The following is a 26516-nucleotide window of genomic DNA, read 5'->3' as shown; positions in this document are numbered from 1 at the left end:
CGCTGGCGGGAGACCTATCGGATCATTATTTTGGACAAGATCCACAATGTGTTGATCGGGAGCAGCCCGTTTTGCTCGTGACCGATCTCACAATCGACGGCGAAATTGATGACAGCATAAGCATGCATGCCTATCGACAGTTGGAACTCGCCGGATGTCTGAGGGTCATTGGCGTCGTATCGATCCTTGGGAACGGAAATTCGACAACAGCCCAGATACACAGGAACCTTGAGCGTCGGTTGCCTGCACTCGGCGGCGGCCTCTGGCGCCGTTTGCGCGGGCCGGATGAGCGCTACACCACCGTCTTGAACAAGCGTGCGGAGAAGTCCGCCGACATCGAGCGCCTTCGCGCGATCGCAGAACTCATCAAGTCCGCGACCGAGCCTGTCGTCATCGCTGAACTTGGTCCGGTCACCGTGTCAGCTAGATTGCTTTCCGGAGGCTATGTAAGCCCGGCAGAAATTGAAAAAATTCTCGCCGTCGGCGGGCGGGTTCGCAACGAGAGCTTCGCCACCAATCGTAGCCTTGGCCGCGTGTTTGCATTTCGGGATATGAACGTATCTGAAGATGTCTGGGCCCAAGACTTTCTGATCCGCCATCACCCGGCGAAACTGTGGATGGTCACCTACAGGACCGGCATCGGCGCCCGGGCAGCAACGGCGCCTGTGATTGCCCAGACCATTCCTTCCCTGGCTGCACACGCCAAGTCGCGGGCGAGGACGCTTCGGATGATCGGTTTTCTCGGAATTCCCACATGGGACACTTGGACGACGAGCTTTTTCCTTCGCACCGGAAGCTCCAGGCTCGGGTGCCGGAGCATTCGCGCAAGACTCGCGATCACATCAAACAGTCCGAACAGCATGCGGCTTCTTCTGGGAGACGGAGGGCGCACGATCACAGCCTGCACAAATGTGGCGAACTGACATCTGTCCACATCATCTGATGTTGATGACATAGCTCCGGTCAAACACGACTCCCCCTGACGCAATCCACCTGATCCTAAATCGGTCCACTCCCGGAGCCCCGTCCGACTTATAGTCGGCGAAGTTGACGTTGATCTCGATATTCGGACATTGATATGGAGCGCTCCTGCCGGAACTGAAAGTCAGCGTTCCCAACTTTGGTGCCCTGACGATCTTCGGCTTCGGTGGTATCCTGTCAGCATGGCAATTGGATGCGCGTATGGAGTACATGATTTGTATTCTGGCTTGCTCACCCTTCATTATTGTCTTTTCGACTTTTCCGTATCTCGTTTCGGCTCCCGCCTCGAGAACGGTAGACGTGTACAAGACGAGACATGACAACCCAACATAAGTTAAAAACACAGAAATTTTCTTCAACATGTCAAACTTCCTTGTTGGAAACTACCGACATTAGTCTATAGTTTTTATATTATTATTCCAGAATTTCTGGAAAATTGAATTTTCACATATGCAATTGAGTTTAGGCTCCCGGATTCTATCGGCTTCACTTCCATCCCTAGGTACGGATCGCATCTTGGCTCATAGCGTTTATCCGAAAACCCGGACGCCGCCCCAGCTCCGCCCGGTTTTCGGGCCGATGGGTCCGGTGCCGCCGGACCGGCGCCAATCACCCGATCATGACCCCCAAGAAAGCAGGGGCGGCTGCCGGTGGTCGCGAAAAATCTGGCTTTTTCAATCGCAACTCTGCTATGATGGGAGCCATCGAAGTGATTGACGGTCCCGGAGTTCGGTCTCCGGGGGCGTTTTTATTTTGTGTTGGCGCAGACAAAAGCTGGCGCGGCACAGATCTGAAGGACAGTGAAATGGTCGAAAAAGTACCCATGACCCAGCCCGGCTACACCAAATTGGTGGAGGAACTGCGCTTTCGCCAGCAGACCGAACGTCAGCGGATCATCGAGGCGATTTCCGAAGCCCGCGCCCATGGCGACCTGTCCGAGAATGCCGAATACCATGCCGCCAAGGAAGCCCAGAGCCACAACGAGGGCCGGATCGGCGAGCTCGAGGACTATGTCGGCCGCGCCGAGATCATCGACCCGTCGAAGCTGTCGGGCGACAGCATCAAGTTCGGCGCCACCGTCAAGCTGGTCGACGAGGACACGGAAGCCGAGAAGGTCTACCAGATCGTCGGCGACCAGGAAGCCGACGTCAAGCTCGGCCGCATCTCGATCTCGTCGCCCATCGCCCGGGCGCTGATCGGCAAGGCCGTCGGCGACAGCGTCGAAGTCGTCGCTCCAGGCGGCTCCAAGGCCTACGAAATACTCGAAATCCGCTGGGGTTGATGCCGTCCGGTCCGCGCATGGCCGCCTGCTTCATCGATCCCGGTGAAATCGACGTCATCGCGCCCAATTTCAAGCGACGGCTGTCGGGCGTGACATCGACGATCATCCAGCTGGTACCCGCCCAGGCGCGCCTTGGAGCGCGCATCGCCGTCGTCGGACCCGGCCTGCCCGCCGGGCTGCCGCGCCTGCGCCTGCGCGATCTGTGGCGGCTGTGGCAGCGACCCCGCGGCGGCGGCGTCCGCATCTGGCATGCGCGCCGCAACACCGAGATGCTGCCCGGCGTCATCATGCGCGATCTGCTGCGCATGCCGCTGAAACTGGTCTTCACCTCGGCGGCCCAGCGCCATCACAAGGGCTTCACCCGTTTTCTGATCGGCCGCATGGACCGGGTGATCGCCACCGGCAGCGGCAGCGCCCGCTATCTCAAGGTCCCCCACACCGTCATCATGCACGGCATCGACACCGCGAAATTCCGACCCGCCGCCGACAAGCCGGCCGCGCGCCGCGCGGTCGACCTTCCCGGCGCCGTCTCCGACAGGACGCGGCTCATCGGCTGCTTCGGCCGGGTGCGCCACCAGAAGGGCACCGATCTGTTCGTCGAGGCGATGATCGCGCTGCTGCCCGCCCATCCCGACTGGATGGCCGTCATCGCCGGACGGGTGACGTCGGAGCATGCGGGCTTCGCCGCCGGCCTGCGCGAGAAGATCGCCGGAGCCGGGCTGGGCGACCGGATTGTGCTGCTCGGCGAGGTGCCCGACATCCTGCCCTGGTACCGGGCCATCGATCTCTATGTCGCACCCTCGCGCAACGAGGGTTTCGGGTTGACCCCGCTCGAGGCGATGGCCTGCGGCGTGCCGGCCGTGGCGACGACCGCCGGGGCCTATGCCGACATGATCGTTCCAGGCGTCAATGGCGAGATCTGCGCGACCGACGACGGCGCCGGACTCACGGCCGCGATCGCCCGCGTGCTTGAGCGCGGGCAGGCCATCGCCGAGCTCGGCGCCGGCGCGCTCGAGACGGTCCGGTCACGCTTTGCCATCGAGGTGGAAGCCGAAGCCGTCAATGCCGTCTATGCCGGCCTGCTGCGGCAGCACTGACGAGCGTTTGCGTCCTCGCCGGAAGGCCGTGGCTGTCTCCGGAAGCCGGCAGGTCGAACTGCCGCCCGACACGAAGCCCCGTCAGATATCCACCATGCCCTCCTGCTTCACCTTGCGGATGGTCAGCATGGTCCGGACCGTGTCGACATTGTCGGCGGCGGTCAGCTGCTCGATGACGAAATCCTGGAAATGCGTGAGGTTCCGTGCCACGCAGTGCAGCAGGAAGTCGGATTCGCCCGACACCATCCAGGCCTCGCGCACGATCGGCCACTCGCGGGCCTGCGCGGCAAAGGCCTTGATGCCGGCATCCGACTGGTGCTTGAGGCCGACCATGCAGAAAGCGACGAGGTCGAAGCCGAGTGCCGGTGCGTTGAGCATGGCGCGGTAGCCGCCAATGATGCCCGCCTCCTCCAGCTTGCGCACCCGTCGCAGGCACGGCGGCGCCGAAATGCCGACCCGGCTCGACAGCTCCACATTGGTGATGCGGCCCTCGTTCTGCAATTCGCGCAGAATCCGGATATCGATTGCGTCAAGTTCGGCCTTTATGGCCATGGATGCCTCGCAAGAAACGGTCCGAGGCATCACAATGGCCTCATACACGAAACTTTATTGCGCGGCCACCCGGATTTGTCCAGTCGCAGGCAGGAGGCGGACACCAACAGTTGTGTGCAAAGCCACTGCAAGCTTGAAACATCGGGAAAGGAACTCCTAAATAGGCATGAGCCCGTGGACCGGTGAGCATGAAACGCTTATCCCCGGTTCTTCTCATTGCGGGGGAGTCAAGATTCGACCAGACTGGCACCAGCCAGGCTGGACCGCCCGCGCCGCCATCAGGATATCGACCATGACCACCCGCCACGTCCCCGTCCTCATCATCGGCTCCGGCCCCGCCGGCTACACCGCGGCCATCTATGCCGCGCGCGCCATGCTCAAGCCGGTGCTCATCGCCGGCATGGAACAGGGCGGGCAGTTGATGATCACCACCGACGTGGAAAACTACCCGGGCTACGCCGAACCGGTGCAGGGCCCCTGGATGATGGAGCAGATGCTCAAGCAGGCCCAGCATGTCGGCACCGAAATCGTCAGTGATCTGGTCACCGAGGTGGATATCGCCAGCCGGCCCTTCACCGTGCGCACCGATTCCGGCGCCACCTGGATCTGCGACGCACTGATCATTGCCACCGGCGCTCAGGCCAAGTGGCTCGGCATCGAGAGCGAGAAGAAGTTCATGGGCTTCGGCGTCTCCGCCTGCGCCACCTGCGACGGCTTCTTCTACCGCGGCAAGGAGGTCATCGTCGTCGGCGGCGGCAATTCGGCCGTCGAGGAGGCGCTCTATCTGTCCAATCTGGCAGCCAAGGTGACGCTCGTGCATCGCCGCGACACGCTGCGGTCGGAGAAGATCCTGCAGGAGCGCCTGTTTTCAAGGCCGAATGTCGAGATCATCTGGAACACCGAGGTGACCGAATTCCACGGCGCGCCGCCGGTCGGCCCGATGCCGTCGACCGTCAACGCGGTCCGGTTGAGAAATCGCGTCACCGGCGAGGAGACCGACAGGCCGATCGACGGCGTCTTTGTCGCCATCGGCCACGCGCCGGCGGTCAGCCTGTTCACCGGCAAGCTCAAGCACAAGCCGAACGGCTATCTCTGGACCGCACCCGATTCGACGGCGACGGACGTTCCCGGCGTCTTCGCCGCCGGCGACGTCACCGACGACATCTACCGGCAGGCGGTGACGGCGGCGGGCATGGGCTGCATGGCCGCACTGGAGGCTGAACGCTATTTGACCGCATTTGTCGGTCATTCGCAGGCAGCCGAATAGGCGCATGACTGCGGGAAAAAGCCAACCGGAGCAACCGGTGGCATCGGGGGACTGCCAATGCCGTTGGACTGGGACAAACTGCGCATATTCCATGCCGCCGCCGAGGCCGGCTCGTTCACCCATGCGGCCGAAAAGCTGCATCTTTCGCAGTCGGCGATCTCGCGCCAGGTGAGTGCGCTGGAGATGGAGGTGGGCGCCAAGCTGTTCCACCGCCATGCGCGCGGCCTGATCCTCACCGAGCAGGGCGAGATCCTCTATCAGGCAGCCCACGAAGTGCTGATGAAGCTCGAGTCGGTCAAGAGCCGGCTGACGGAGACCCGCGAAAAGCCGAGCGGCAAGCTCCGGGTCACCACCACCGTCGGCCTGGGCCAGGGTTGGCTGACCGAGAAGGCGCAGGAATTCCAGACGCTGTTTCCGGACGTCCAGATGCAGTTGATCCTCGACAACGAGGAACTCGACGTCAATATGCGCCAGGCCGACTGCGCCATCCGCCTGCGTGCGCCCCAGCAGCCCGACCTGATCCAGCGGCGGCTGTTCACCGTGCATTTCCACGTCTATGCCTCGCCGGTCTATCTGGCCAGGTTCGGGGAGCCGCGGTCGATCGAGGATTTCGACCATCACCGAATCATCACCTTCGGAGAGCCGGCGCCGATCTATCTCCACGACGTGAACTGGCTCGAGCATGCCGGGCGCAGCAACGAAAACCGCCGGCCGGCGCATCTGCAGATCAACAATCTCGCCGCCATCCGCCGCGCCACCATGAACGGCGCCGGCATTTCGCTGCTGCCCGACTACATGGTCAGCCGCGACGCCGGACTCGTCCAACTGGTGCTCACCGCCGACATCCCGACCTTCGACTGCTATTTCTGCTATGCCGAGGAAATGAGAAATGCCGCCAAACTCAAGGCGTTCCGGGATTTCCTGATCAACAAGGCGCGCAACTGGAGCTACTGACCCATGCCGCGGTGTCGGCCAGCCTGTAGACAGACCCGGACAATTTCAGGGGCACACATGCCAGATATGCACAGATTGCAGGGCTGGCATGCGCATTCACCACTTGAAGCTTGCCCAAATAAGCATCATATCGCCTGCAGCTGATGCACCTTTGGCGGCCTACTCCTCCCAGTGCCGCCGCATGAGCTGTTCCCCTCTGGAGGTTTTAACCTTCATAATTCATGGGCCCGAGAGCAATCTCGAGGCCCATTTTTTTGTCCGGATTCGGGTGGCGGCGGGGTCTGGGAACCGGGGCGGATGCGATCGCGTGCCCAGGCTTCATCTGTAGAGCGCCTCGCTCTCCAGCCCGCCGTAGAGTGCGGCCACCTGCTGCCCGTAGCCGTTGAACGGCAGCGTGTCCCGCTCCTCTCCGGTGTGCAGCACCTGTTCCCTCGCCTGGCTCCAGCGCGGATGCGGCACCGCCGGATTGACGTTGGCCCAGAATCCGTACTCGGTCTTGCTGATGGACTCCCAGAAGCTGACCGGCCGCTCGGCCACCAGCGAGATTCGGGCAATGGACTTGATCGACTTGAATCCATATTTCCATGGCAGCGCCAGCCTCAGCGGCGCCCCGAACTGGTTGGCGAGCGGCTTGCCATAGGCGCCCGTGACCAGGAAGGCGAGATCGTTGCGCGCCTCGGCGATGGTGACGCCCTCGACATAGGGCCACGGATACCAGACCTGGCGCTGCCCTGACGCCATGACCGGATCGAGAAACGTCTCGAAGCGGACATATCTGGCGCCCGGCTGCACCCCGGCGCGGTCCAGCAATCGGGCCAGCGGAAAGCCGGTCCAGGGAATGGTCATCGACCAGGCCTCGACGCATCGATGCCGGTAGAGCCGTTCCTCGAGAGACATGGCCTTGGCCAGCTCGGCGAATTCGATCGTTTCCGGACGATCGACCAGCCCGTCGATGCTGATCGGCCACGGATCGGTGACCAGCCGCTCGGCCTCGCGGTAGATCTGCTTGTGCGAGCCGAATTCATAGAAATTGTTGAACTTGCCGTTGATCTCCTCCGGGGTGAGATCCCGGTCCAACTCGAAGGCATCATTGTGCCGGGCCGGATAGAGCCCGGCGGTCTTGTCGGCGGCACTGCCGGCCGCCGCCCTGCCCGGCATCACGGCATTGCCGAGGATCAGCCCCCCGCCGGTGAGTCCAAGCGACCGGAGCAAGGACCGCCGGCTAAGAAAGGCGGCCTCGGGCGTGGCTTCGCGCTCGGCCAGGAACCAGGACGACCTGATCGAGCCTGCGGGAGCGGCGAGCGGCGGACGGGCTGCGGGCATGACGATCGAACCTCCATTGAGGCCCGCAGAGTAGCAATCCGGTCTTCCGTTGCACAATTGGCCACGAATCAATTTCGTGTGTCTGTCGCCCGTGCGCTCGGGAGCGCCGCATTGCGCCGCAGAATCTCGACCGCCACCAGCAGCATGGCAAGCGCATTTGCCGGATGCAGCGCCGCAATCCAGCTCACGCCCGCGGCTGTGCCCGCCGCGACGAGCCCCAGCTGAACGAAATAGAGCACACCCAGCAATCGGGCGGGGCCGCGCCATCCGGTGCCGCCCGACGGATGTAGCGTCGCGGACAGCAGCCCGAGGATGGGGATGGCGACCAGCCCGCCCAGCATCCGGTGCATGGCGAGGCCGAAAGCGGCGCCGAATATCGCCAGTCCGGCGAGATATGCCTGGATCACGATGCCCGCAATCGCCAGCGCGGCCATGGCCGTAACCAGGGGCACTGCGCGGCCGCGCCGCCGGCTCATGCCGCCACTCCCTTGCGGCGGTCGTCCGCCGGCGCCCGCGTGGTTGCTCCGCCAGTCGCGGGCCCCAGACAGCCGAGACTCGCAAGCGTCACGCGAACGGCCTCGTCGATCGGGGTGGCGGGCTCTTCGCCGAGGAATTCGACCAGCCTGGCATTGTCCATCCGCAGGGGCGTCTTCCAGAGGTAGCGCATTTCGAGAAGCTCCCGGAACACCGGCACGAAGGGCGAGGCGAGCCGCAGCAGGAGCCACGGGAACCGCTTGGTCGGCAGATCCGGCCGGCCGGTGACCCGGCGGATCGCGTTGCCGAGCTGCAGGCCGTCCTCGTCCCAGAAGCCGCGCATGTGGAAACGCGAGAAGGCGGGCAGTTCGTCGGCCCGGACGACAAGCCGGACCATGGTCTCGGCCACATCGGGCAGATAGGCCCACTGGTGGCCGACGCCTCGCTCGGCGGGATTGGTGATGGCGGCCAGGGGCGCGCCGGGCTTGACCACCGCCTGGGCGAACCAGTTGTTGCCGGCGCCTGGGCCGAAGAAGTCCCCTGCCCTGACCAGGATCACCTGGGTGCCCCGCCCGGCGGCGGCTTGCAGGCGCTGCTCCAGGGCGACGCGGATCCTGCCCTTGGCCGTCAGCGGATTCTGCGGGCTGTCCTCGGCCAGATTCGCGAAGACATCCGGGGCGTAATTGTAGATCGTGCCCGGCATCAGGATGCCCGCCCCCGCCGCCTGGGCGGCGGCGATGGTGTTGTCGATCATCGGCAGCACCAGCTTCCCCCAGTTCCGATAGCCGGGAGGGTTAACCGCGTGGACAATCAGCTGCGCGCCGCGGGCAGCGCGAACGACATCCTCCCTGTTCATGGCGTCGCCCTCCACCCACTCCCAGTCCGGAGACTTCGCCCTTTGGCTTGAGGCATCGCGGTGCATGGCCCGCACCGCGTAGCCGCGGCCGGCGAGCTTTGCCGCCACCGCGCCGCCGATGCCGCCGGTGGCGCCCAGCACCAGCGCCAGGGGCGCGGCCGGACTCGTCGCATGGATTTGGCTGTCATTGCGCATGATGATGCTCCTTCTTTTCGCTGAGGAGATGATGCCGAATGGCGGTGACGAACGGAATTGTGGTTTTGCGTTGACCTGCTATACATTCATGCATGTCCGACGGATCACTGGACTGGGATCATTACCGCACCCTGCTGGCTGTGCTGCAGGAAGGCTCGCAATCGGGTGCCGCCCGCGCGCTGGGTGTCTCGCAGCCCACCGTCGGCAGGCATGTCGAGGCGCTGGAACTGGCGGCGGGCAAGCCGCTGTTCCTGCGCTCGCATCAGGGGCTGCTGCCCACCGAGACGGCGCTGAGCATGCGCAGCCATGCCGAATCCATGGCGGCCAGCGCGGCGGCGCTGGCGCGCGCAGCCTCCGCCGACGGCGAGGCTCCGGAAGGCACGGTGCGCATCAGCGCCAGTGAGGTGATCGGGCTCGCGGTTCTGCCGCCGATCCTCGCCGACCTTCAGGACCGCCATCCGCGCCTGACCATCGAACTGTGGCTGTCGGACGCGGTCGAGGACTTGCTCAGGCTGGAAGCCGACATCGCCGTGCGCATGGTGCCGCCCACCCAGGGAGCGCTTGTCAGCCGCCGTATCGGGGCGATTCCTCTCGGCTTCCACGCCCATCGCCGCTATCTCGACCGCCACGGCACGCCGGAGAACCTGGTGGAGTTGCTGTCTCACCGCCTGATCGGCTTCGACCGGCAACTCCCCTATGTGCGCCAGATGCTGACATTCCATCCTGAACTGGCCGACGCCCGCTTCGATTTCCGCACCGATAGCAACATGGCGCAACTGGCAATGATCCGCGCCGGCGGCGGGATCGGCGTCTGCCAGACGGCGCTTGCCGCCACCGATCCCGACCTGGTGCCGGTGCTTCCCGGCCTCATCGATCTCAAGCTGGAGACATATCTGGTCATGCATGAGGACCTGAAGGCGAGCCCGCGCTGCCGCGTCACCTTCGACGCGCTGGTGCAGGGCCTGCTGGCCTATCTCGCACCGGAAAGGAGAAGATCCCGTGGCTGAACTCGACCAGGCAGGGCGCAACAGCGCCGGAGCCAATGGCAGCGGGCCCACCGGCGGCTTTGCACCCCTGGTGCCGGAACTCGATGTCTCGAGCCTGACCCAAAGCCTGGCTTTCTGGTCCGGTCTGCTCGGCTTCCGCATCGCCTACGAGCGGCCGGAGGCAGGCTTCGCCTATCTTGAAAGGCAGCGCGCACAGGTGATGCTCTGCGAGATCAATGGGGAATGGCTCACCGGCGACCTGGCACGACCCTTCGGCCGCGGGGTGAATTTTCAGATCGAGACCGACGACCTTCAGCCAATGCTGACGGAGCTGGATCGGGCCAAATGGCCGCTGTTCCGCGAAACCAGGGAGTCCTGGTACAATGTTGGCGAAGGCGTCGAGACCGGTTCGCTTGAATTCCTCGTTCAGGATCCCGACGGCTATCTGCTGCGGTTTTCGCAATCCCTGGGACCGCGAAGCCGACGCTGATCGCCTCAGGCCGCATGCGGGTTCGGCTCGTCGCCCGGATCGGGGATGTCCGGCTCGCCGCCGGCATCGAGAATCACGGCTTCCGGCCGGTCGCCGCCGTCGGCGTATTCCTCGTGCCAGTTGCTGTCCTCGTCCTGATAGCTGATGCCCGCGGATTCACCACCGACCTGCTGTTCCAGCGCGACGAAACGCGCCGCCGCCAGCGCCGAATCGTGAGTGGAGAACGTCTCCGAATAGACACCGTCATACCTGTACGCCCACCCGCCGTCATGCGGGACGATTTCATAGCAGACCTTCATCGCGCTTCTCCCTTGGTCCAGGCTCCAGAAGCCCTGCATCATCGCATTTTTCGGCTCAAACAGAAAGGCCGCCCCGAAGGGCGGCGTGGCGCTCCGGCACATTTTGCTCGATTGCATTGAACCAAACCCTCATCTGACGGCACCTTGTATCATACGCGGCAAGGGAGCCCCGATGCGCAGCAAGCAACATGTCGTTGAAGAGTATCTGGTGGCCTGCGCCCGGCTGGGCGACCGCAAGGCCGTCGCCGGGCTGGCAGCCGTGCGTGGACCCGCTCTCCTGCGCCATGCGATGCGGTTGCTCGGCAACCGCGACGATGCGCACGATGCCGTTCAGGAGGCCTGGATCGAGATCATCAGGGGGCTGCGCACATTGCGCGACGACCGGGCGTTTGCAGCCTGGGCCTACCGGATCGTCACCCGCCGCGCCGCCCGGATTGTCGCCGCCAACATCGAGCGGCGCCGCCACATCGATGACGCCGCCACGCTGGAGGACGCAGCCGGGGCAGGGACCGCATCGATGTCGACCGAGACCGATGCGGTCCGCCGGGCGATCAGCGCGCTGCCGCCTCCGCAGGCCGCCGCGATCTCGCTGTTCTACCTTGAGGACATGAGCGTGGCCGAGGTGGCCATTGCCCTGGATGTCCCGCCCGGAACGGTCAAGACCCGCCTGATGCATGCACGATCAAAGCTGACCAAAGCCCTGAAAGGAGACCATGATGAGTAAACTCGACCAACTGATAGAAGAGGCGCTTTCGGAGCAGGACGAGACCCTGCTGCGCGAAACCCGCGAACTGGGCTGGTTTGAACTCGGCGCCAGCCAGTTCACCGGCAAGCTGGGCTGGGTGTCATGGGTGCTGATGATCACCCAGACCGCCTTGTTCGTTGCGGCGGTCTGGACCGGCTGGCACTTCTTCGCCGCAGGCGATGGACTGACCGCCCTGAAATGGGGATTGCCCTCGGCCACGCTGATGATCGTGGCCACCATCCTCAAGACGAGCCTGATGCCGCAGATGCAGGCGGACCGGATTCTGCGTGAACTCAAGCGGGTCGAGCTGATGATTGCCCACAGGAAGGACGATCGGACGCACTGAACGGCCTGGTAAGCCGGCTCCTGCAGCCCCCGGCAAGTGCCGGGACAGGAATGACCCGTCCCGGCAGAAGTCAAATGCGGTCAGCGCAGCGAGGCGCAGAAGCGCTGGATGCGGTTGCACGCCTCTTCCAATAGTTCCTCCGACGTCGCGTAGGAGATGCGGAAGTTCGGGCCGAGGCCGAAGGCCGAGCCGTGCACGACGGCGACGCCCTCGGCTTCCAGCAGTTCGGAAACGAAGTCCTCGTCGGTGGCGATCACCTTGCCCGAAGGCGCGGTCTTGCCGATCAGTTCGGCGCAGGACGGATAGACGTAGAACGCGCCTTCCGGCACCGGGCACTTGATGCCCTTGGCCTGGTTGAGCATCGACACCACCAGGTCGCGCCGGCCGCGGAAGATCTCCTTGTTCTTCGGAATGAAGTCCTGGGTGCCGTTGAGCGCCTCCAGCGCCGCCCACTGGGCGATCGAGCAGGCGCCCGATGTCTGCTGGCCCTGGATCATGTCCATCGCCTTGATCAGTTCCAGCGGGCCGGCCGCGTAGCCGATGCGCCAGCCGGTCATGGCATAGGCCTTCGAAACGCCGTTCATGGTCAGCGTGCGATCATAGAGCTTCGGCTCGATCTGGGCGGGCGTGGTGAAGACGAAATCGCCATAGGTCAGATGCTCGTACATGTCGTCCGACAGGATCCAGACATGCGGATGGCGCATCAGCACCTCGGTCAATGCCTTGAGCTCGGCTTCGGTATAGGCCGCGCCCGAGGGGTTGGACGGCGAGTTGAACATCAGCCACTTGGTCTTCGGCGTGATCGCCGCCTCGAGATCGGCAGCGGCGAGCTTGAAGCCGTTGTCGATCGTCGTCGGCACGAACACGGACGTGCCGCCGCAGATGGCGACCATCTCCGGATAGCTCACCCAGTAGGGCGCGGGGATGATGACTTCGTCGCCAGCGTTCAGCGTCGCCATGAAGGCGTTGAACAGGATCTGCTTGCCGCCGGTTCCGACGATGGTCTGCGCCGGGGTGTAGTCGAGGCCGTTCTCGCGCTTGAACTTGGCGGCGATCGCCTGTCTCAGTTCGGGAATGCCCGACACCGGGGTGTACTTGGTCTCGCCGCGATTGATGGCGTCGATGGCCGCTTTCTTGATGTTGTCGGGTGTGTCGAAATCGGGTTCGCCCGCTCCAAGACCGATGACGTCGCGGCCCTGGGATTTCAGCTCCCGGGCCTTCTGGCTGACGGCGATGGTGGCGGACGGCTTTACGCGGGAAAGGGCATCGGCAAGAAAGGCCATGACGGGCACTCCGGCTGGGCAGGACATGATCGGCATGCGCACGCATGCCGCGGTTGCTGTATGTCGCAACAGCACCGGCAACGCAAGAACAGATGGGAGGGCGCGCCTGGTCGGCATCCCGAATATTAACATGGATTAAAGGATTGAACCGCTATTGGTTAACACGGTTCGATGCGCTTGGACGGAGCCCGACGATTGATGGACAGGCTGAGCCAGCCACACTTCCTGGAAGATGACCGGGGGATCTTCACATCCTCCTATGGTCCCTTCATGCTGCGCTCCGCCTTCCAGCCGATCTTCAGCCAGAACGCCGAGGGCCATCTCACCATCGAGGCTTTCGAGGCGCTGATCCGCGCCCAGCGCGGGGGCGAACCGGTTTCCCCGCATCATTTCTTCTCCATGGTGGAACCCGCCGATTCCCTCGCAATCGACACGCTCTGCCGGGAACTGCACATCCGCAACATGGGCAGGCTCAACCGCAGGCATGCCAGACTGTTCATCAACTTCAATCCGGGCCTGTTCACCGCCGGCGCCAGCATCGAAGCCGAAGTCGCGCACATGCTGGACGTCACCTTGCAGGCGGGCCTGCGGCCCAGCCGCATCGTCTGTGAGATCACCGAGCAGGGCGGCGACGCGGCCACCATCGATCAACTGGTCGGCGGGTTGCGCCGCAGCATGTTCAAGATCGCCGTGGACGATTTCGGCGCCGAGGACTCCGACATCGCCCGCGTCGACAAGCTGCAGCCGGACGTGGTCAAGTTCGACTCGGCCTGGGTGCGGCGCTTCACCGAGACGTCTCCCGGCCGCAGCCTGCTGGAGCTGATGGTGTCGCAGTTCATCGACCGGGGCATCACCGTCCTGTTCGAAGGTCTTGAGGAGGACGACCAGATCGACTTTTGTCGCGAGGTCGGTGTCCAGCTGATGCAAGGCTTCGCGCTGGCTCGCCCGGAACTGGCGCCCACCACCTTCCACGAGCGCTTCCCGGAGCAGGGAGACCGGGCCGAGCCTCCCGTCATGAGCCTGCCCCGCCGCCTTGTCGCGCCCCAGCTCACCGACAATCCCCTGCTCCCAGATCCGCAAAGGGGTGCCGTGGCCGCGCGCCGCCGCAGCGTGCCGTTCGGCCGGCGCAGCCGCTGACCTCCACCACATCCTTCACAAAGTATTAACGCGCGACACAATGTCGCCACGATAAATGTCGCGCCTTGCCACAATCCGGTCCGATTGCGGTCCGCTTCCGAGCGCCTTCTTGCAGCGGGGAATACCAGCGCAAGGGGAATACCATGTTCGACAACAACCACGCCCAGAGGATCGCGGCAGCCGCCGAACGTTCCTTTGCCTGGCGCCTGGCATTGGCGGCGCTGACCGCCTGCATGATCATGATGGTGCTGCTGGTGAGCCAGACCGAAGCGGCGGAGACGCGCCTTGCCGGCCTGGTCCGTCCCAACGACATGAATTCCGGGGCGCTGCTGCTGCCTTCCAAGGAGCCAGGGTTCTTCGTCGAGGCACCCCGGCTCAAGACCGATGTGGTCATCGATGTCAGCGGCCCCATCGCGCGCGCCAAGGTCACTCAGCGATTCGAGAACCCGACCGACGGCTGGGTCGAGGGCACCTACGTGTTTCCGCTGCCGGAGGATTCGGCTGTCGACACCCTGAAGATGCAGATCGGCGACCGCCTCATCGAGGGACGAATCAAGCCCCGCGCCGAAGCCCGCGCCATCTACGAGCAGGCCAAGGCCAGCGGCCAGAAGGCGGCGCTGCTCGAACAGCAAAGACCCAACATCTTCACCAACCAGGTCGCCAATATCGGTCCGCGGCAGACCGTCGTCATCCAGATCGAGTATCAGCAGAGCGTGCGCCAGTCGGGAGGCGCCTTCTCCCTGCGTTTTCCCATGGTGGTGGCGCCGCGCTACAACCCGGCCCCCATCGTCCAGACGGTCGATTTCGGTCCTGATCGCGGCTTCGCCGTCAGCGATCCGGTCCCTGACCGCGACGCGATCACGGCGCCGGTGCTCGACCCGCGCGAGAACGCCAGAATCAATCCGGTCAGTCTGACCGTCAACCTCGCCGCGGGCTTTCCGCTGGACACCGTCGAAACCCCGTTCCACCGGATGACGAGCGAGACCGGCGCCGACGGGTCGCGCACCTTGCGCCTTGCAACCGAAAGTGTGCCGGCCGACCGCGACTTCGAAATGGTCTGGAAGGCGCAGTCCGGCAGGACGCCCGACGCGGGCCTGTTCCGCGAGACGCTCGACGGCCAGACCTATCTGATGGCCTTCGTGACCCCGCCGAGCGTGCCGGCCGACAAGCCGGCGCGACGCGAGGTGATTTTCATCATCGACAATTCCGGATCGATGGCCGGCGAATCCATCCGTCAGGCGCGCGACAGCCTGGCGCTTGCCATCGGCCGGCTCGGCCCCGAAGACCGCTTCAACGTCATCCGCTTCGACGACACCTACGACACGCTGTTCGACGCGCCCGTGGCGGCATCGCCCGGCAAGCGGGAGGACGCGATCGCCTGGGTGCGCGGCCTCCAGGCCGAGGGCGGCACCGAAATGCTCCCCGCGCTGCACGAGGCACTGACGCGCCAGGGACCGATCAGCGCCGGATCTCTGCGCCAGGTGGTGTTCCTCACCGACGGCGACATCGGCAACGAGAGCCAGCTGTTTGACGAAATCAGCCGCGACCGCGGCGAAGCCCGCGTCTTCACCGTCGGCATCGGCTCGGCACCCAACAGCTTCTTCATGACCCGCGCTGCCGAACTGGGCCGCGGCACCTTCACCCATGTCGGGTCCGAAGCGCAGATCAGCGAACGCATGACCGAATTGTTCGAGAAGCTGGAAAACCCGGCGGTGACCGGACTGACGGCCTCCATGAACGGCACCGACATCCCGGGCCTGGCCCCCGACCCGCTGCCCGACCTTTACCAGGGTGAGCCCGTGGTGCTGACCGCGCGCCTAAGGAGCGATGCGGCCGCGGGTCCCATCACGCTTGCCGGTATGCTGGGCGACCAGCCCTGGCGCGTGGAGTTGCCCCTCGCGAAGGCGGCGCCCGCGACCGGCATTGCCAAGCTCTGGGCAAGGCGCTCGATCGCCGGTCTGGAGGCCGGGCGCAACCTGGCCGCCGATCCCGCCACCGTCGATCGCGAGATCGAGCGCGTCGCGCTGGAAAACCATCTCGTCAGCCGGCTGACAAGCCTGGTGGCGGTGGAAGTCCAGCCGTCGCGTCCCGGCGCAGCGCCGCTGGGCGAGACCAGGCTGCCGCTCAACCTTCCGGCGGGCTGGGATTTCGACCAGGTGATGGGCGAACCGGCCTCCGCCTCGCCCGGCAGGGACCGCGCCGCGCTTCCGGCACAGAGCCGGATGGCAATGGCCGACACCCGCATGATCGCTGCCGCGCCAACGGCCGAATCGGCGATGGCTGTGGCCGGGCTCAGCACCACGGTGGCCCTGCCACAGACGGCCACAGGCGCCGAACGCGACATCCTTCTCGGCATGATGATGATCCTGTTTGCACTCATGGCCCTGTTCACCACGCGGATCTGGAACTCCGGCGTGAACGACTTCTTCGCCGCATGGAACCGCGACGATGAGGCGTGACGTGGCGGCGGACAGGCGGCGCGCACCGGTGACATCGTCGAGCCTGGCCGGACGGCTGGCCTTCCTGCTGCTCGTCGGCAGCGGCCTGGTCCTTGTCGGCAAGGGTATCTACATCCATGTCAAGGCGGCGGCGGCGCAGGTACTGCTTGACCGCGGCTTCGAGCGGCTGCTTGCCCAGGGCGGCGATCCGCGTCCATGGCCCTGGGCGGATTTCAACACCGAGGCGCGCATTGTCGCGCCCAGGCTCGGCAGATCGGCCATCGTGCTGTCGGAAGCAAGCGGCGAGGCGCTGGCCTTCGGCCCGGCCCGTGTCGGTGGCACGCCGGAAGCGGGCCAGCCCGGTACCGCGGTGATCGCCGCGCACCGGGATACCCATTTCCGCTGGCTCGCCGATCTCAGGCCAGGGGACGCGCTCACGGTGACGGACCGCGCCGGAGTGGCGCATCGCTTCACGGTCCGCAACGCCCGCATCGCCCGCAATGACGAGAGCGGCATCGACCCGGAGCGGGCCGGAACCTGGCTCGATCTCGCCACCTGCTGGCCGTTCGACTCAAACAGCCGCGGACCGCTGCGTTACATCGTCGAGACCGAACTGACGCCCGCACCGCCGGTTCTGGCTCAGAGCCTCTCCTCGACCGCCCTGGCCGGCGGTTCTTCTCGGCTGCACCGCGACCTGATGGCGGCCAGTGCCGCTTCCGGCTCCTGAAGCGCGCAGACCACAACCGGCCTGCCGGCGGGCACCTCCAGGATCAGCGAGCCGGAACCGGTCAGACGGCCGGACAGGCCGCGCCTGAGCCTGATCGTGCCGATGTCCCGGTAGGCGATGTGCACCGGATCGCGCGCCGGAAAGCCGGGATGGATCTCCAGTTGCGACCCGCGCAAAATCATCTCGGTGGTGGCAAGCCTGAGCCCCGCATGGACGAGCAGCAGCGGCACGCCAAGGATCAGGACCGCCTGGCTTGCCCGCGCCAGGGCGCCGGCCTCCCGACCGGACAGAAGCAGATATGCCCACAGGCCGGCATAGCCGACGGCGATCACCAGCGTCGGAAGGAAAAGCGCCATCGCGCTCGCCCGCCAGACGGATTTCGCTCCGGGCACGATCAAGAGCCCGGTATCCTGGATGGCGGGAGGCGATTCGCTGCTGATCATGGCCGCGCAGTCTATCCGGATTCGCGGTTTCCGCACAGAACCGGGCACGGTTGCGGTCTCAATCATGCCATCGACGGGTTTTCTGTGGCGAAACAAGACCCATATGCACTGGGTCAAGAGGAGGACTCCCTATGATCATGCTCCATGGGCCATTGTTCCGGTGCTGCCTGTCGCGTCTGGCAGTGCTCGGCGCGCTGGTTGCGAGCGCCGCGGGACCGCCGGCAACGGCGGCCGACGTGGTCCCGACCCAGGAGGTGGAGGTGATCGTTGAAAAGCTCGCCGGCGGGCTGTCCCATCCCTGGTCGGTGGAGCCGCTTCCGGACGGATCGATTCTCGTCACTGAACGGTCGGGCGAAATGCACCTCTTCCGCGACGGCAAACTCTCGAAGCCGATCGCAGGCATGCCGGAGGTCCTCGTCGAGGGCCAGGGCGGCCTTCTGGACGTGGCGCTCGCCAACGACTTCGCCTCCAGCCGGGTGATCTTCCTGAGCTACAGCGCCGGCACTCCGGCCGCCGCCGGCACGGCCATCGCCCGGGCCACATTGTCGGCGGACATGACAAGCCTGCAGCAGGTGACGGAAATCTTCCGCATGAACCGCCCTTCGGCGACGCATCGCCATTTCGGCTCGCGCATTGCCGTTGCCACCGATGGCACGCTGTTCTTCTCCATCGGCGACCGCGGCAAGGATGAGCGGGCGCAGGACTGGTCCGATCATGCGGGTGCCGTGCTGCGCATAAACCCGGATGGATCCATTCCTCCCGACAATCCCCGCGTCGGAAGCGACGCACCGGAGGTCTGGTCGAAGGGCCACCGCAATCCGCAGGGACTGGCCTTTGATTCCGAAACTGGGGAGTTGTTCGAGATCGAGCACGGTGCACGGGGTGGCGACGAAGTCAATCTGCCCAGGGCCGGCGCCAATTACGGCTGGCCGACAATATCCTATGGCCGGCACTACTCGGGGGCCGAAATCGGCATCGGCACCGCCGCCGACGGCTACGAGCAGCCGATTCATTATTGGGACCCCTCCATTGCGCCCGGCGGCATGGCGGTCTATCGCGGCAGGATGTTTCCGGAATGGAACGGCGACCTTCTGGTGGCCGCGTTGAAATTCCAGTTGCTGGCTCGCCTGCACCTCGATGCCGAGACCCGCGAGGTGCTTGGCGAGGAACGGATATTGAAGGGCCACTACGGCCGCATCCGCGATGTCGGGGTAGACGCGGACGGAGCGGTATTGGTGGTGACCGACGAAGAAGACGGGGCCCTGCTGAGGATCTCGCGCTCGCCGGTCGCGGAAAACTGACGAGGCAAGGACCCGGATCAACCGGGACCGCCTGAAGGGAGGCATCATGTTCAAATCCATTGCACTGGCACTGCTGGCGATCGTCGCCCTGCTGATCCTTGCCGTTCTGTTCATCGGCCGTGAGCGCACCTGGGTGCTGCTGGCCGGCTCGCCCGACCGCGAGCAGTTCGATTTCGGCGCCGGCCGCCGCTCCGCGGTCCCCAACGACGCGCTGGCCTGCAGTCAGGACCTCTGCGACAACCCCGACATCATCGTCGATCCCCGTTCCGGCGAGCCTGCTGACGTGCTCAGCGAACTCGGCCGGAGACTGAAGACCCTCGATCCCCACGCCCGCCGCCTCGACACGGACAAGGATCAGCTCAAGGCCCGCTATGTGACCTACACGCGATGGATGCGGTTTCCCGATGTAATCCACTTCGAGGCGGTGCCCCTTGCCGACGGAATGACCGGCATCATGGCTTATTCCCGTTCGCAGCTCGGCAACAACGACTTCGGCAAGAACCGCGCGCGGCTCGAACAGCTTCTCAAACCCTGAGCGATCATTCCCGGCAAGCGTCCCGGGCGGCGAGAATCTAAAATTTTCGTCAAATGCACGGGCGCAAGGAAAGCTGTCCGAAAGTGATGTCGTGCGATGCCGTACCGCAGTAGAAATCTGCGGAAAACCGATGCTCATCACCAGCACGCTGACCTCACCCTATGTCCGGCCGACCGGTCCGCCCGCAGCCGTTGAATCCGGCGCCGGTTCCGGCCCCGCCAGCATCGCCGCGGCGCCGCGCGACATCCAGCCTCCTGCTCCTTCTGCGCCCTCTGCGCCAAACCCGTTTCCCGCTCTCGCAAGCTTCGCTGCTGGAAGCCAGACCGGCGACACCGCGACCGGCATGACCCGGTCGAGCGGCGCCCCCGGCTCCCATGCGGCTTCCCCCTCCGGCTCGCCGCACGCCGATCCCTCCCGGGCGGCGCGAAGCAACTCCGCCGCCGACCTGGCTCCGGCGGACGCGTCCGAGACCCGGGCGGAGGCCGACGAAATCACTGTCGAAGGCGACGCGGACACGCAGCGGTTCACGGCGGTGGCGGCGCAGAACTGGATGACGACCGATCTGCTGATCAAGTCGATCGTCGCCCCGGCGGAGCAGAGCCACACCAAATCCGTCGCGGCCGAAACCATCCTCGGCGCCGCCGTGTCGGCCTATATGGCAAATTCGCGCGATGCAGAACAGGTCCGGGCAGACCACGCAGCCTGAACCGACGAACCGAGGTCGGCGGACGCCGCAACGGCCGCCCGGCCGGCAACTTGAGGTTCTGTTCCGGGACATTTCGGGCGCGTGAGCCTGACAAGCTCGCGGGACATGCCGTGTGCCTGCTGGCGTTCCGTCCGCAGCGGCGGCGGCTGCGCCAGCCCGAGCCGGGCTTGCGCGGCGGAATGCCAACTGCTACCGCGTCGGGCGCCCAGTCCCCCCGCGAGGTTTCATGTCCCGTCCGATGGCCAATCTGCTGCTTCTGCTTGCCGGCGCCATCTGGGGCATGGGCTTTGTGGCCCAGTCGACGGCCATGGACGCCATCGGCCCGTTCCTGTTCATCGGCCTGAGATTTCTCGTCGCCTCCTTCGTGGTTGCGCCGCTGGCGATACGGGAAATGCGCTCGGCCACCGCTCCCCTGTCGCGCTCGTCACGCCGCGGCTTTGTCGCCATCGGCGCGACGCTGTTTGCCGGCATGGGGCTGCAGCAGGTTGGCCTGCTGTCGACCAGCGTGACCAATTCCGGGTTCCTGACCGGACTCTATGTGATTTTCACCCCTGTCATTTCCCTGCTGGTTCTTCGCCTCCGGCCCCATGTTCTGGTCTGGCCCGCGGTGCTGACGACATTCGCGGGGATCTGGCTGCTGGCAGGCGGCCAGGCCGAGCCCCTCAACCACGGAGACTATCTGACAATCGCCTGCGCCGTGCTGTGGGCGGTCCAGTTGATCCTGATCGGCCGCTTTGCAAGCCAGAGCAACCGGCCCTACGCGCTGTCGCTGAGCCAGTTCGCCATAACCGCCTGCCTCGGACTTGCCGTGGCATCGGTCAGCGAACCGCTCGATCCGGCAGCCATCGCCGCGGCCCTGCCCGAGATCCTGTTCGCGGGGGTGTTCGCCAGCGGCATCGCGTTCACCCTGCAGGTGGTGGCCCAGCGCTATACCAGCGCACCGCAGGCGGCGATCTTCCTGTCGACGGAATCCCTGTTTGCGGCCCTGTTCGCCGCCCTCGTCCTGGGCGAGACCATATTGCCGCTTGGATATCTTGGCGGACTGCTGATCTTCCTCGCCATCCTGCTCGTCGAGGTCGGCCCCACGCTGATGCGGCGCAAGCCGTCCGTGCCCGGCATCGAACCCCACGACCGCCCGGCGTAGCGCCGGATGACCCGGCCTGCCCTCCCCCGGACAGGCGCGCGGATCCGCCGGTCTCGGGGGACGGCAATGGGCCGATCCTGTGAGCCTGCTTTATGACATTGTTTTGATTACGTATATTAACAGAATGTGATTGGAAACATGTCTGCCCTCTACCTAAATGGCGTGGCAGGACAGCCCGAACACTGGGTATCAACAGGAGAGAAACGACCATGATCAAGATCTTCGCAACCGCTTCGCTTGCCGCGCTGCTGCTTGCCGGCACGGCCTTTGCGGCCGAGACCCAGGGCGTGGTCAGCAACTATGACATCAACACGCGGATGCTGACTCTGGACACCGGCGAGACCTACGTGCTTGTCGAAGGCGTCGAGCCCGGCGATCTCAGCACGGGCGCAGACGTGACCGTCACCCATGAAGAGAACAGCACCGACGCGACCGCTGTCAGCGTAAAGCAATAGCCCGGTATCGGCCGGGCCGAATTCGCCTGCCCGGCCGTGCTACCGCAATACGTGCAAAAAAAATCTTGCCAATTTTCGACAAAGAAAGCATGATTTCAGCCGTTCGGGCAATTTGCGAACGCGGGAAGACCAGAACAATGCGAGCCGAAGTCGCGCAAAACCTTCGGGCGGCAGGGAAAACCGGACATGCTTCGGCAGGTCATTTCGGTTACGCCGCCACAATCAGGACCTTTCCAAATACGTCAAGAACTGCCTGCCATAACCCCCGCGCCAATGCGGGATATGACATGTCGCTTGCCGGACGCGTGGGCGTTTCCGGTCGGCAATCAGAGGACCTGACAGCATGGCCGAAACTGGCACCGTAAAATTCTTCAATGTCGACAAGGGCTTTGGCTTCATCAAGCCCGAAAATGGCGGTCCGGACATCTTTGTCCATATCTCCGCCGTGCAGGCATCGGGTCTTCCCGGCCTGAACGAGAACCAGGTTGTCTCCTTCGACACCGAGCCTGACCGCCGCGGCAAGGGCCCCAAGGCCGTCAATCTGCGTCTCGCCTGATCCGGCGACGCCTCGCGAATTTCGGGACCCGGTGCAAGAACGCCGGGTTTCTGGTTTCACGCGCCCGGGTTGCCAGCCCTGCGGCGAGCCGTCAGGAAGCACCCTGGCTACGCCTGATCCCGGTGGCCGTCACGACATCGCGGTCATCGGGCCTGCGGGCAAATCGGTTGCGGTCGATGCTTGCCAGAACGAGCGTAATATAGATGGTTACCACCATGATGTTGCGATCTGCCTGCAGAAGCCCGTGAAATGAACCGTAGACCACCATCCAGAAAGCAAAAGTAAGGACATTTTGGCGGATATCCGCATTGCCGCGGCGATACATCTGGCTGAAGACGAAAATGAAAAATCCAAGGTGCAGCACAAGGCCGATCACACCCCGGATTCGCAGTTCATCCATTATCAGGTTGTGCACATGGATGAAGCTTTCAAATCGCTCACCATTGGCGGGGATATCGGCCTTGATCAGCGCCATGCTTGCCACCCCGCCATACCCGGTCCAGGGCCTGGTCCGGATCACCTGCCAGGCGTGATCCCACAGCACCAGCCGGATCGACAGCCCGTTGTCATGGTCGAGCGGATTCTCCATCATTGCCCGGTATTCGATGCGAGTGCGCTCCACTGCGTCCGGCAACGGCAGATGGTAGCTCATGATCGCAATTGCAGGAACGAGGACGACGAACGCCAACGCGGCTGCGAGCGCGACAACTACCCTCCGGGAAGGCTGGCGCGCGCGCAGCCAGGCGGCCAGATCGAGAATCACGCAAATGCCTATGAGCGGCAAGGTGGAGCGCGTGCCGGTCAGCATCATGGGAATGACTGCGAGATAGAACCATGCCCTGGAATTGCCTAAAGGCCGCGGCGCTGCAGGGACCCGGATCCGGGTCAATATGGCGATTGCCGCGATGACGAAAGCAGCGTTTGCCTGATTGCTCCCGAAGCCGACGCGATCGGCTCCAGCGAGAACTTCCGCCACCGAAGCGATGCTTGCCAGCACGACGCCGATCCGGGCGCCCAGCACGGCTTGGCGCAGTGGATTGCGGAAATGCACCCAACCCGCAAAGAAGACCGCGCCGCACAAATAATATGCCGCGTAGGACGTCCAGCGGAAATCCGACATCAGACTTCCGTTGATCCCGGCAAGGGCTACCGCGCTGAGCGCGAATACAGCCGAAGCCGCAAGAAAGGTCCGGTTGATCAGCCTGACGGCACGATGCCTTGCAAGAATGACGTATGCACCCACTCCAGCAAAGAAACCGAACACCACCACACTGACAATCGAAAACACCGGCAGGAATGCGATGGCCAGCGACAATGCGAACCCGTCCCAGCGCCTTCGACGTAGAAACAGGCGAGTCGTCCACGAATGGATAGTTTGTGGCCGCACGGGTTGCTTTGCCTCACCGCTTTGATGGAACCCGACAGCCTTTGCACAGCCAAGAGCATCGGGCAACATCAGGATCGTCGGTATAGCCACTTGAGCGTCAGCAGTCGAAATCCGCGATGAATTACGCGATTGGTTTCCACCCACGCCCTCCAGGGGAATACCGTCAGATAACGCCAACGCGGCAATTTGTAGAGATGATTGTGAATCTGGATCTGGCTTTCCGGGCCACCGGTCTGGCTGACAGGTAAAGGCATCATCAACAACGCTTTGAGACCCATGAGATATTCCGTGTCGTAGGCGATGTCCCAGGCCATGCGCATCGGGTCGAGCCGACGCAAAAACACTTCGGCGCAGCGACGGTTCACAAGATAGGCACCCGAGCCTTTTTCACGGGTTAGTGCGACCGCCAGCTCGTGGCCGCCCGGGAGCCGGCGCACGGGAAATTTGTGGCCATGGCTGACCGAAGAGAGCCTCAATATGTCCCAGTCTTCTGCGGCGGTCAGTGCCTCCTCGACCACTGCCGCGAGATCGGCGGGCAGTGCACCATCATCCTCGAGAATGAGCGCATGCAGGCAATCCGTGCCGAGAAATCGACGCAGCGCCTCCATATGGCTGAGATAGCAGCCCACTTCGCCGGGATGAAAGCGGCGGCCATGCAGAAGATTGTAACCGCGCTCGTCAAAACCGGGAATTGGCGGCTTCAGTTTTGAACCGTCAACGGCAGCTATCCGCTCATAAGCAAAAGACTGCCCGTCGAGCTGCGCCCGCATGTAGGCCATGCGTTCGGACGCGCGATCGAGATTGATGACATAGGTTTTCAACATGAGAGCACAGCCATCTCGAAACAAAGGTGGACCCGGGTCGGGTTGCTGCAGCTCGGATGCTGCCATTGGCCTGGTGCAGATCCATTGCAAGCTGCGAGCAACAGCATGACAAGGGCTTATTTGAAGGGCCGTATGCTGTCCAGTCGATAGTCCGGATCGCCGCCTTTCCGGTTTCCCACTGACACGCTGCTGATTTGCAATCCGCTGTACGTCGTGTGCGGACACGTGGTTTCCGCGGAACCAAGTCGTTGGCCGAACGTTGTGTGGTCAAGACAAAAGTTACCCGAATTCTGTCCGGACACCCCTGGATCGTCAGCCCCCTCAAAAAAGGCATTCGTTCAGGTCCGGTTCAGCCGCGGTGACCTAAAGTCCACCACATACCGGTCAGACCGGCCAACGCTTCAGCGGCCCGAAAAGCCAGGAAAGGATGTCGTCATGAGGACCATCACCAGAACAATTGCAATCGCGGTCATCTCCGCCGTCACGGCCATTGCGCCGCTTGCCAGCGCGCATGCCGATGGCAGCTGGAACAACGAGAAGTACGGTCGCCCCAATCTGCGCGAAATGGGGCAGAACCAGAACCAGCAGTGGAAGTATCGCAACCGCTCAGGCCATTACGGACGTCATTACGGCCGCCACTACCGCCACAACGACAACAGCGGCGTGGCGCTCGGCATTCTCGGCGGCCTTGCTGCCGGCGCCATCATCGGCGGTGCCATCAACAACAATTCGCGCGGTGTCCAGTACAGCGGCAGCATCGAGCCCTGGACACCCGCATGGTACCGCTACTGCGACAACCGCTATCGGTCGTTCAACGATCGCACCGGCACCTACCGCGGGTATGACGGACGCGACCATTTCTGCGTCGCCAACTGACACCCGCTCGGACTGAACGACATGCCGGCCCCGCAAGGGCCGGCATTTTCGTGTCTGCGGGCTGCGTTCAGAGGCCCTTCAGGTAGGGATTGGTCCGGCGCTCCTCGCCGATCCGGCCGCCCGGCCCGTGGCCGCAGATGAAGCCGACATCGTCCCCCAGCGGCAGCACCTTGTCGCGAATGGAGTTCATCAGCGTCTGGTGGTCGCCGCCCGGCAGGTCGGTGCGACCGACGGAGCCGGAAAACAGCACGTCGCCGAGATGGGCGAAATTCTGCACCCGGTTGAAATAGATCACATGGCCCGGAGCATGCCCCGGTGTGTGATAGACCTCGAAGTGATGGTCGCCGAAGGAGACCGTGTCGCCGTCCTTGAGCCAGGTGTCGGGGATGACATTGCGGACATCGCCATCCATGTTGAACATCTTCGCCTGCTGCTCCAGCCCCGACAGCAGCGGCAGGTCGGCTTCGTGCGGTCCGATGATGCGGACGCCGAGCTTTTCGCGCAGTTCATCGGCGCCGCCTGCATGGTCGATGTGGCCGTGGGTGAGCCAGATGGCGGTGATCTTGAGCCCGTTCTCGCGGATCGTCTGTTCGATCACCTCGACATCGCCCCCCGGATCGACGACGACGCCTTCGCGGGTGCCCTCGTCGAACAGCACGGTGCAGTTCTGCTGGAACGGAGTCACCGGGATGATGCCGGCGCGAAGATTGGTCATCAGGTCGTCCTTTCGTTCGAATCGCGTGGACGAGCTTGGCTGCGGGATGACGGGTTGTCACCCCGTGCCTTGCCCTGAAACCGCAGCTCCCGCGTTGCCGCCCTCAGAACGCTTCTGCTTTTCACTGAAGCGCAGACCGCTC

29 protein-coding genes are annotated in these 26516 nt (G+C 64.1%); 19 read left to right on the top strand and 10 right to left on the bottom strand.

Annotated elements, in window-relative coordinates:
- The first annotated feature begins 77 nt into the window (after positions 1–77).
- From DFR52_RS20835 to DFR52_RS20820, 3 genes are all read left to right on the top strand, one after another.
- The gene (locus DFR52_RS20835) at positions 78–923 is read left to right on the top strand and encodes a hypothetical protein (protein WP_146215640.1); all 846 of its coding nucleotides are present in this window, start codon (positions 78–80) and stop codon (positions 921–923) included.
- An 863-nt stretch (positions 924–1786) separates the two neighbouring features.
- Entirely contained in the window at positions 1787–2263 is a 477-nt protein-coding gene (gene greA / locus DFR52_RS20825) for a transcription elongation factor GreA (protein WP_110033948.1), read from the top strand.
- A gap of 17 nt (positions 2264–2280) precedes the next feature.
- The gene (locus DFR52_RS20820) at positions 2281–3360 is read left to right on the top strand and encodes a glycosyltransferase family 4 protein (RefSeq protein WP_110034120.1); all 1080 of its coding nucleotides are present in this window, start codon (positions 2281–2283) and stop codon (positions 3358–3360) included.
- An 81-nt stretch (positions 3361–3441) separates the two neighbouring features.
- Here DFR52_RS20820 and DFR52_RS20815 read toward each other — a convergent pair whose 3' ends face one another.
- Positions 3442–3912 (bottom strand): Lrp/AsnC family transcriptional regulator, encoded by a 471-nt coding sequence (locus DFR52_RS20815; RefSeq protein WP_110033947.1) that lies wholly within the window; start codon positions 3910–3912, stop codon positions 3442–3444.
- 292 nt (positions 3913–4204) lie between these two features.
- On the opposite strand from DFR52_RS20815, the gene trxB reads away from it, so the two are divergent.
- Both trxB and DFR52_RS20805 read left to right on the top strand, forming a co-directional pair.
- A complete protein-coding gene (gene trxB, locus DFR52_RS20810) occupies positions 4205–5179 on the top strand; it encodes a thioredoxin-disulfide reductase (RefSeq protein ID WP_110033946.1) in 975 nt (324 codons plus the stop codon).
- A gap of 57 nt (positions 5180–5236) precedes the next feature.
- Entirely contained in the window at positions 5237–6133 is an 897-nt protein-coding gene (locus DFR52_RS20805; protein WP_170132325.1) for a LysR family transcriptional regulator, read from the top strand.
- Positions 6134–6451: 318 nt separating this feature from the next.
- On the opposite strand, the gene msrP is transcribed toward DFR52_RS20805, so the two are convergent.
- The 3 genes from msrP to DFR52_RS20790 form a co-directional block, all read right to left on the bottom strand.
- Positions 6452–7456 (bottom strand): protein-methionine-sulfoxide reductase catalytic subunit MsrP, encoded by a 1005-nt coding sequence (msrP, locus tag DFR52_RS20800; RefSeq protein WP_110033944.1) that lies wholly within the window; start codon positions 7454–7456, stop codon positions 6452–6454.
- A 68-nt stretch (positions 7457–7524) separates the two neighbouring features.
- The gene (locus DFR52_RS20795; protein WP_146215639.1) at positions 7525–7890 is read right to left on the bottom strand and encodes a DUF6220 domain-containing protein; all 366 of its coding nucleotides are present in this window, start codon (positions 7888–7890) and stop codon (positions 7525–7527) included.
- Between the two features lie 38 nt (positions 7891–7928).
- Positions 7929–8981 carry an NAD(P)H-binding protein gene (locus DFR52_RS20790; protein WP_110033942.1) on the bottom strand — a complete coding sequence of 351 codons (1053 nt, stop codon included), beginning with the start codon at positions 8979–8981 and terminating at the stop codon, positions 7929–7931.
- 92 nt (positions 8982–9073) lie between these two features.
- On the opposite strand from DFR52_RS20790, the gene DFR52_RS20785 reads away from it, so the two are divergent.
- Together DFR52_RS20785 and DFR52_RS20780 are read left to right on the top strand one after the other, a co-directional pair.
- Positions 9074–9988, top strand: a complete 915-nt coding sequence (locus DFR52_RS20785) for a LysR family transcriptional regulator (RefSeq protein ID WP_110033941.1) — start codon at positions 9074–9076, stop codon at positions 9986–9988.
- Positions 9981–10457, top strand: a complete 477-nt coding sequence (locus DFR52_RS20780) for a bleomycin resistance protein (protein ID WP_110033940.1) — start codon at positions 9981–9983, stop codon at positions 10455–10457. The genes DFR52_RS20785 and DFR52_RS20780 overlap by 8 nt, the downstream gene beginning before the upstream one ends.
- Positions 10458–10462: 5 nt before the next feature.
- Here DFR52_RS20780 and DFR52_RS20775 read toward each other — a convergent pair whose 3' ends face one another.
- A complete protein-coding gene (locus DFR52_RS20775) occupies positions 10463–10795 on the bottom strand; it encodes a DUF2188 domain-containing protein (protein WP_245415441.1) in 333 nt (110 codons plus the stop codon).
- A gap of 133 nt (positions 10796–10928) precedes the next feature.
- Between DFR52_RS20775 and DFR52_RS20770 the strand changes: the two genes are divergently transcribed.
- Both DFR52_RS20770 and DFR52_RS20765 read left to right on the top strand, forming a co-directional pair.
- On the top strand, positions 10929–11480 hold the full coding sequence (locus DFR52_RS20770) for an RNA polymerase sigma factor (protein WP_110033939.1): 552 nt from the start codon (positions 10929–10931) through the stop codon (positions 11478–11480).
- Positions 11473–11847: a DUF6768 family protein gene (locus DFR52_RS20765; RefSeq protein WP_110033938.1), complete on the top strand. Its 375-nt coding sequence runs from the start codon at positions 11473–11475 to the stop codon at positions 11845–11847. The genes DFR52_RS20770 and DFR52_RS20765 overlap by 8 nt, the downstream gene beginning before the upstream one ends.
- An 80-nt stretch (positions 11848–11927) precedes the next feature.
- Here DFR52_RS20765 and DFR52_RS20760 read toward each other — a convergent pair whose 3' ends face one another.
- The gene (locus DFR52_RS20760) at positions 11928–13130 is read right to left on the bottom strand and encodes a pyridoxal phosphate-dependent aminotransferase (RefSeq protein WP_110033937.1); all 1203 of its coding nucleotides are present in this window, start codon (positions 13128–13130) and stop codon (positions 11928–11930) included.
- A 198-nt stretch (positions 13131–13328) separates the two neighbouring features.
- On the opposite strand from DFR52_RS20760, the gene DFR52_RS20755 reads away from it, so the two are divergent.
- The 3 genes from DFR52_RS20755 to DFR52_RS20745 all read left to right on the top strand — a co-directional run bounded on the left by DFR52_RS20755 (position 13329) and on the right by DFR52_RS20745 (position 17432).
- Entirely contained in the window at positions 13329–14267 is a 939-nt protein-coding gene (locus tag DFR52_RS20755; RefSeq protein ID WP_158285008.1) for an EAL domain-containing protein, read from the top strand.
- Between the two features lie 143 nt (positions 14268–14410).
- Entirely contained in the window at positions 14411–16726 is a 2316-nt protein-coding gene (locus DFR52_RS20750) for a marine proteobacterial sortase target protein (RefSeq protein ID WP_110033935.1), read from the top strand.
- On the top strand, positions 16716–17432 hold the full coding sequence (locus tag DFR52_RS20745; protein ID WP_110033934.1) for a class GN sortase: 717 nt from the start codon (positions 16716–16718) through the stop codon (positions 17430–17432). The genes DFR52_RS20750 and DFR52_RS20745 overlap by 11 nt, the downstream gene beginning before the upstream one ends.
- Here the strand turns inward: DFR52_RS20745 and DFR52_RS20740 are convergent.
- Positions 17345–17875, bottom strand: a complete 531-nt coding sequence (locus DFR52_RS20740; protein ID WP_110033933.1) for a PH domain-containing protein — start codon at positions 17873–17875, stop codon at positions 17345–17347. The two genes, DFR52_RS20745 and DFR52_RS20740, sit on opposite strands and share 88 nt — an antisense overlap.
- A gap of 137 nt (positions 17876–18012) precedes the next feature.
- On the opposite strand from DFR52_RS20740, the gene DFR52_RS20735 reads away from it, so the two are divergent.
- From DFR52_RS20735 to DFR52_RS20710, 6 genes are all read left to right on the top strand, one after another.
- Complete coding sequence (locus DFR52_RS20735) at positions 18013–19176, top strand: PQQ-dependent sugar dehydrogenase (protein WP_110034117.1); 1164 nt, start codon at positions 18013–18015, stop codon at positions 19174–19176.
- A 46-nt stretch (positions 19177–19222) separates the two neighbouring features.
- Positions 19223–19711 (top strand): DUF1499 domain-containing protein, encoded by a 489-nt coding sequence (locus tag DFR52_RS20730; RefSeq protein WP_110033932.1) that lies wholly within the window; start codon positions 19223–19225, stop codon positions 19709–19711.
- A gap of 130 nt (positions 19712–19841) precedes the next feature.
- A complete protein-coding gene (locus DFR52_RS20725; RefSeq protein ID WP_110033931.1) occupies positions 19842–20417 on the top strand; it encodes a hypothetical protein in 576 nt (191 codons plus the stop codon).
- A gap of 226 nt (positions 20418–20643) precedes the next feature.
- Positions 20644–21561 carry a DMT family transporter gene (locus DFR52_RS20720; protein WP_110033930.1) on the top strand — a complete coding sequence of 306 codons (918 nt, stop codon included), beginning with the start codon at positions 20644–20646 and terminating at the stop codon, positions 21559–21561.
- Positions 21562–21770: 209 nt separating this feature from the next.
- Complete coding sequence (locus DFR52_RS20715) at positions 21771–22016, top strand: DUF1344 domain-containing protein (RefSeq protein ID WP_110033929.1); 246 nt, start codon at positions 21771–21773, stop codon at positions 22014–22016.
- Positions 22017–22359: 343 nt separating this feature from the next.
- Positions 22360–22572, top strand: a complete 213-nt coding sequence (locus DFR52_RS20710; protein ID WP_110033928.1) for a cold-shock protein — start codon at positions 22360–22362, stop codon at positions 22570–22572.
- A gap of 91 nt (positions 22573–22663) precedes the next feature.
- On the opposite strand, the gene DFR52_RS20705 is transcribed toward DFR52_RS20710, so the two are convergent.
- Positions 22664–23887, bottom strand: a complete 1224-nt coding sequence (locus DFR52_RS20705; protein ID WP_158285007.1) for an O-antigen ligase family protein — start codon at positions 23885–23887, stop codon at positions 22664–22666.
- A 140-nt stretch (positions 23888–24027) separates the two neighbouring features.
- Positions 24028–24783, bottom strand: coding sequence for a glycosyltransferase family 25 protein (locus DFR52_RS20700; RefSeq protein ID WP_110033926.1), 756 nt, complete (start codon positions 24781–24783; stop codon positions 24028–24030).
- A gap of 435 nt (positions 24784–25218) precedes the next feature.
- Between DFR52_RS20700 and DFR52_RS20695 the strand changes: the two genes are divergently transcribed.
- Positions 25219–25659: a BA14K family protein gene (locus DFR52_RS20695; protein ID WP_245415425.1), complete on the top strand. Its 441-nt coding sequence runs from the start codon at positions 25219–25221 to the stop codon at positions 25657–25659.
- Positions 25660–25726: 67 nt separating this feature from the next.
- Here the strand turns inward: DFR52_RS20695 and DFR52_RS20690 are convergent, their stop codons facing one another.
- A complete protein-coding gene (locus DFR52_RS20690; RefSeq protein WP_110033925.1) occupies positions 25727–26374 on the bottom strand; it encodes an MBL fold metallo-hydrolase in 648 nt (215 codons plus the stop codon).
- Positions 26375–26516: the final 142 nt, after the last annotated feature.

The sequence above is a fragment of the Hoeflea marina genome, from assembly GCF_003182275.1.
Lineage (GTDB): Bacteria > Pseudomonadota > Alphaproteobacteria > Rhizobiales > Rhizobiaceae > Hoeflea > Hoeflea marina.
This window is presented reverse-complemented; position numbering and strand designations above follow the sequence as displayed.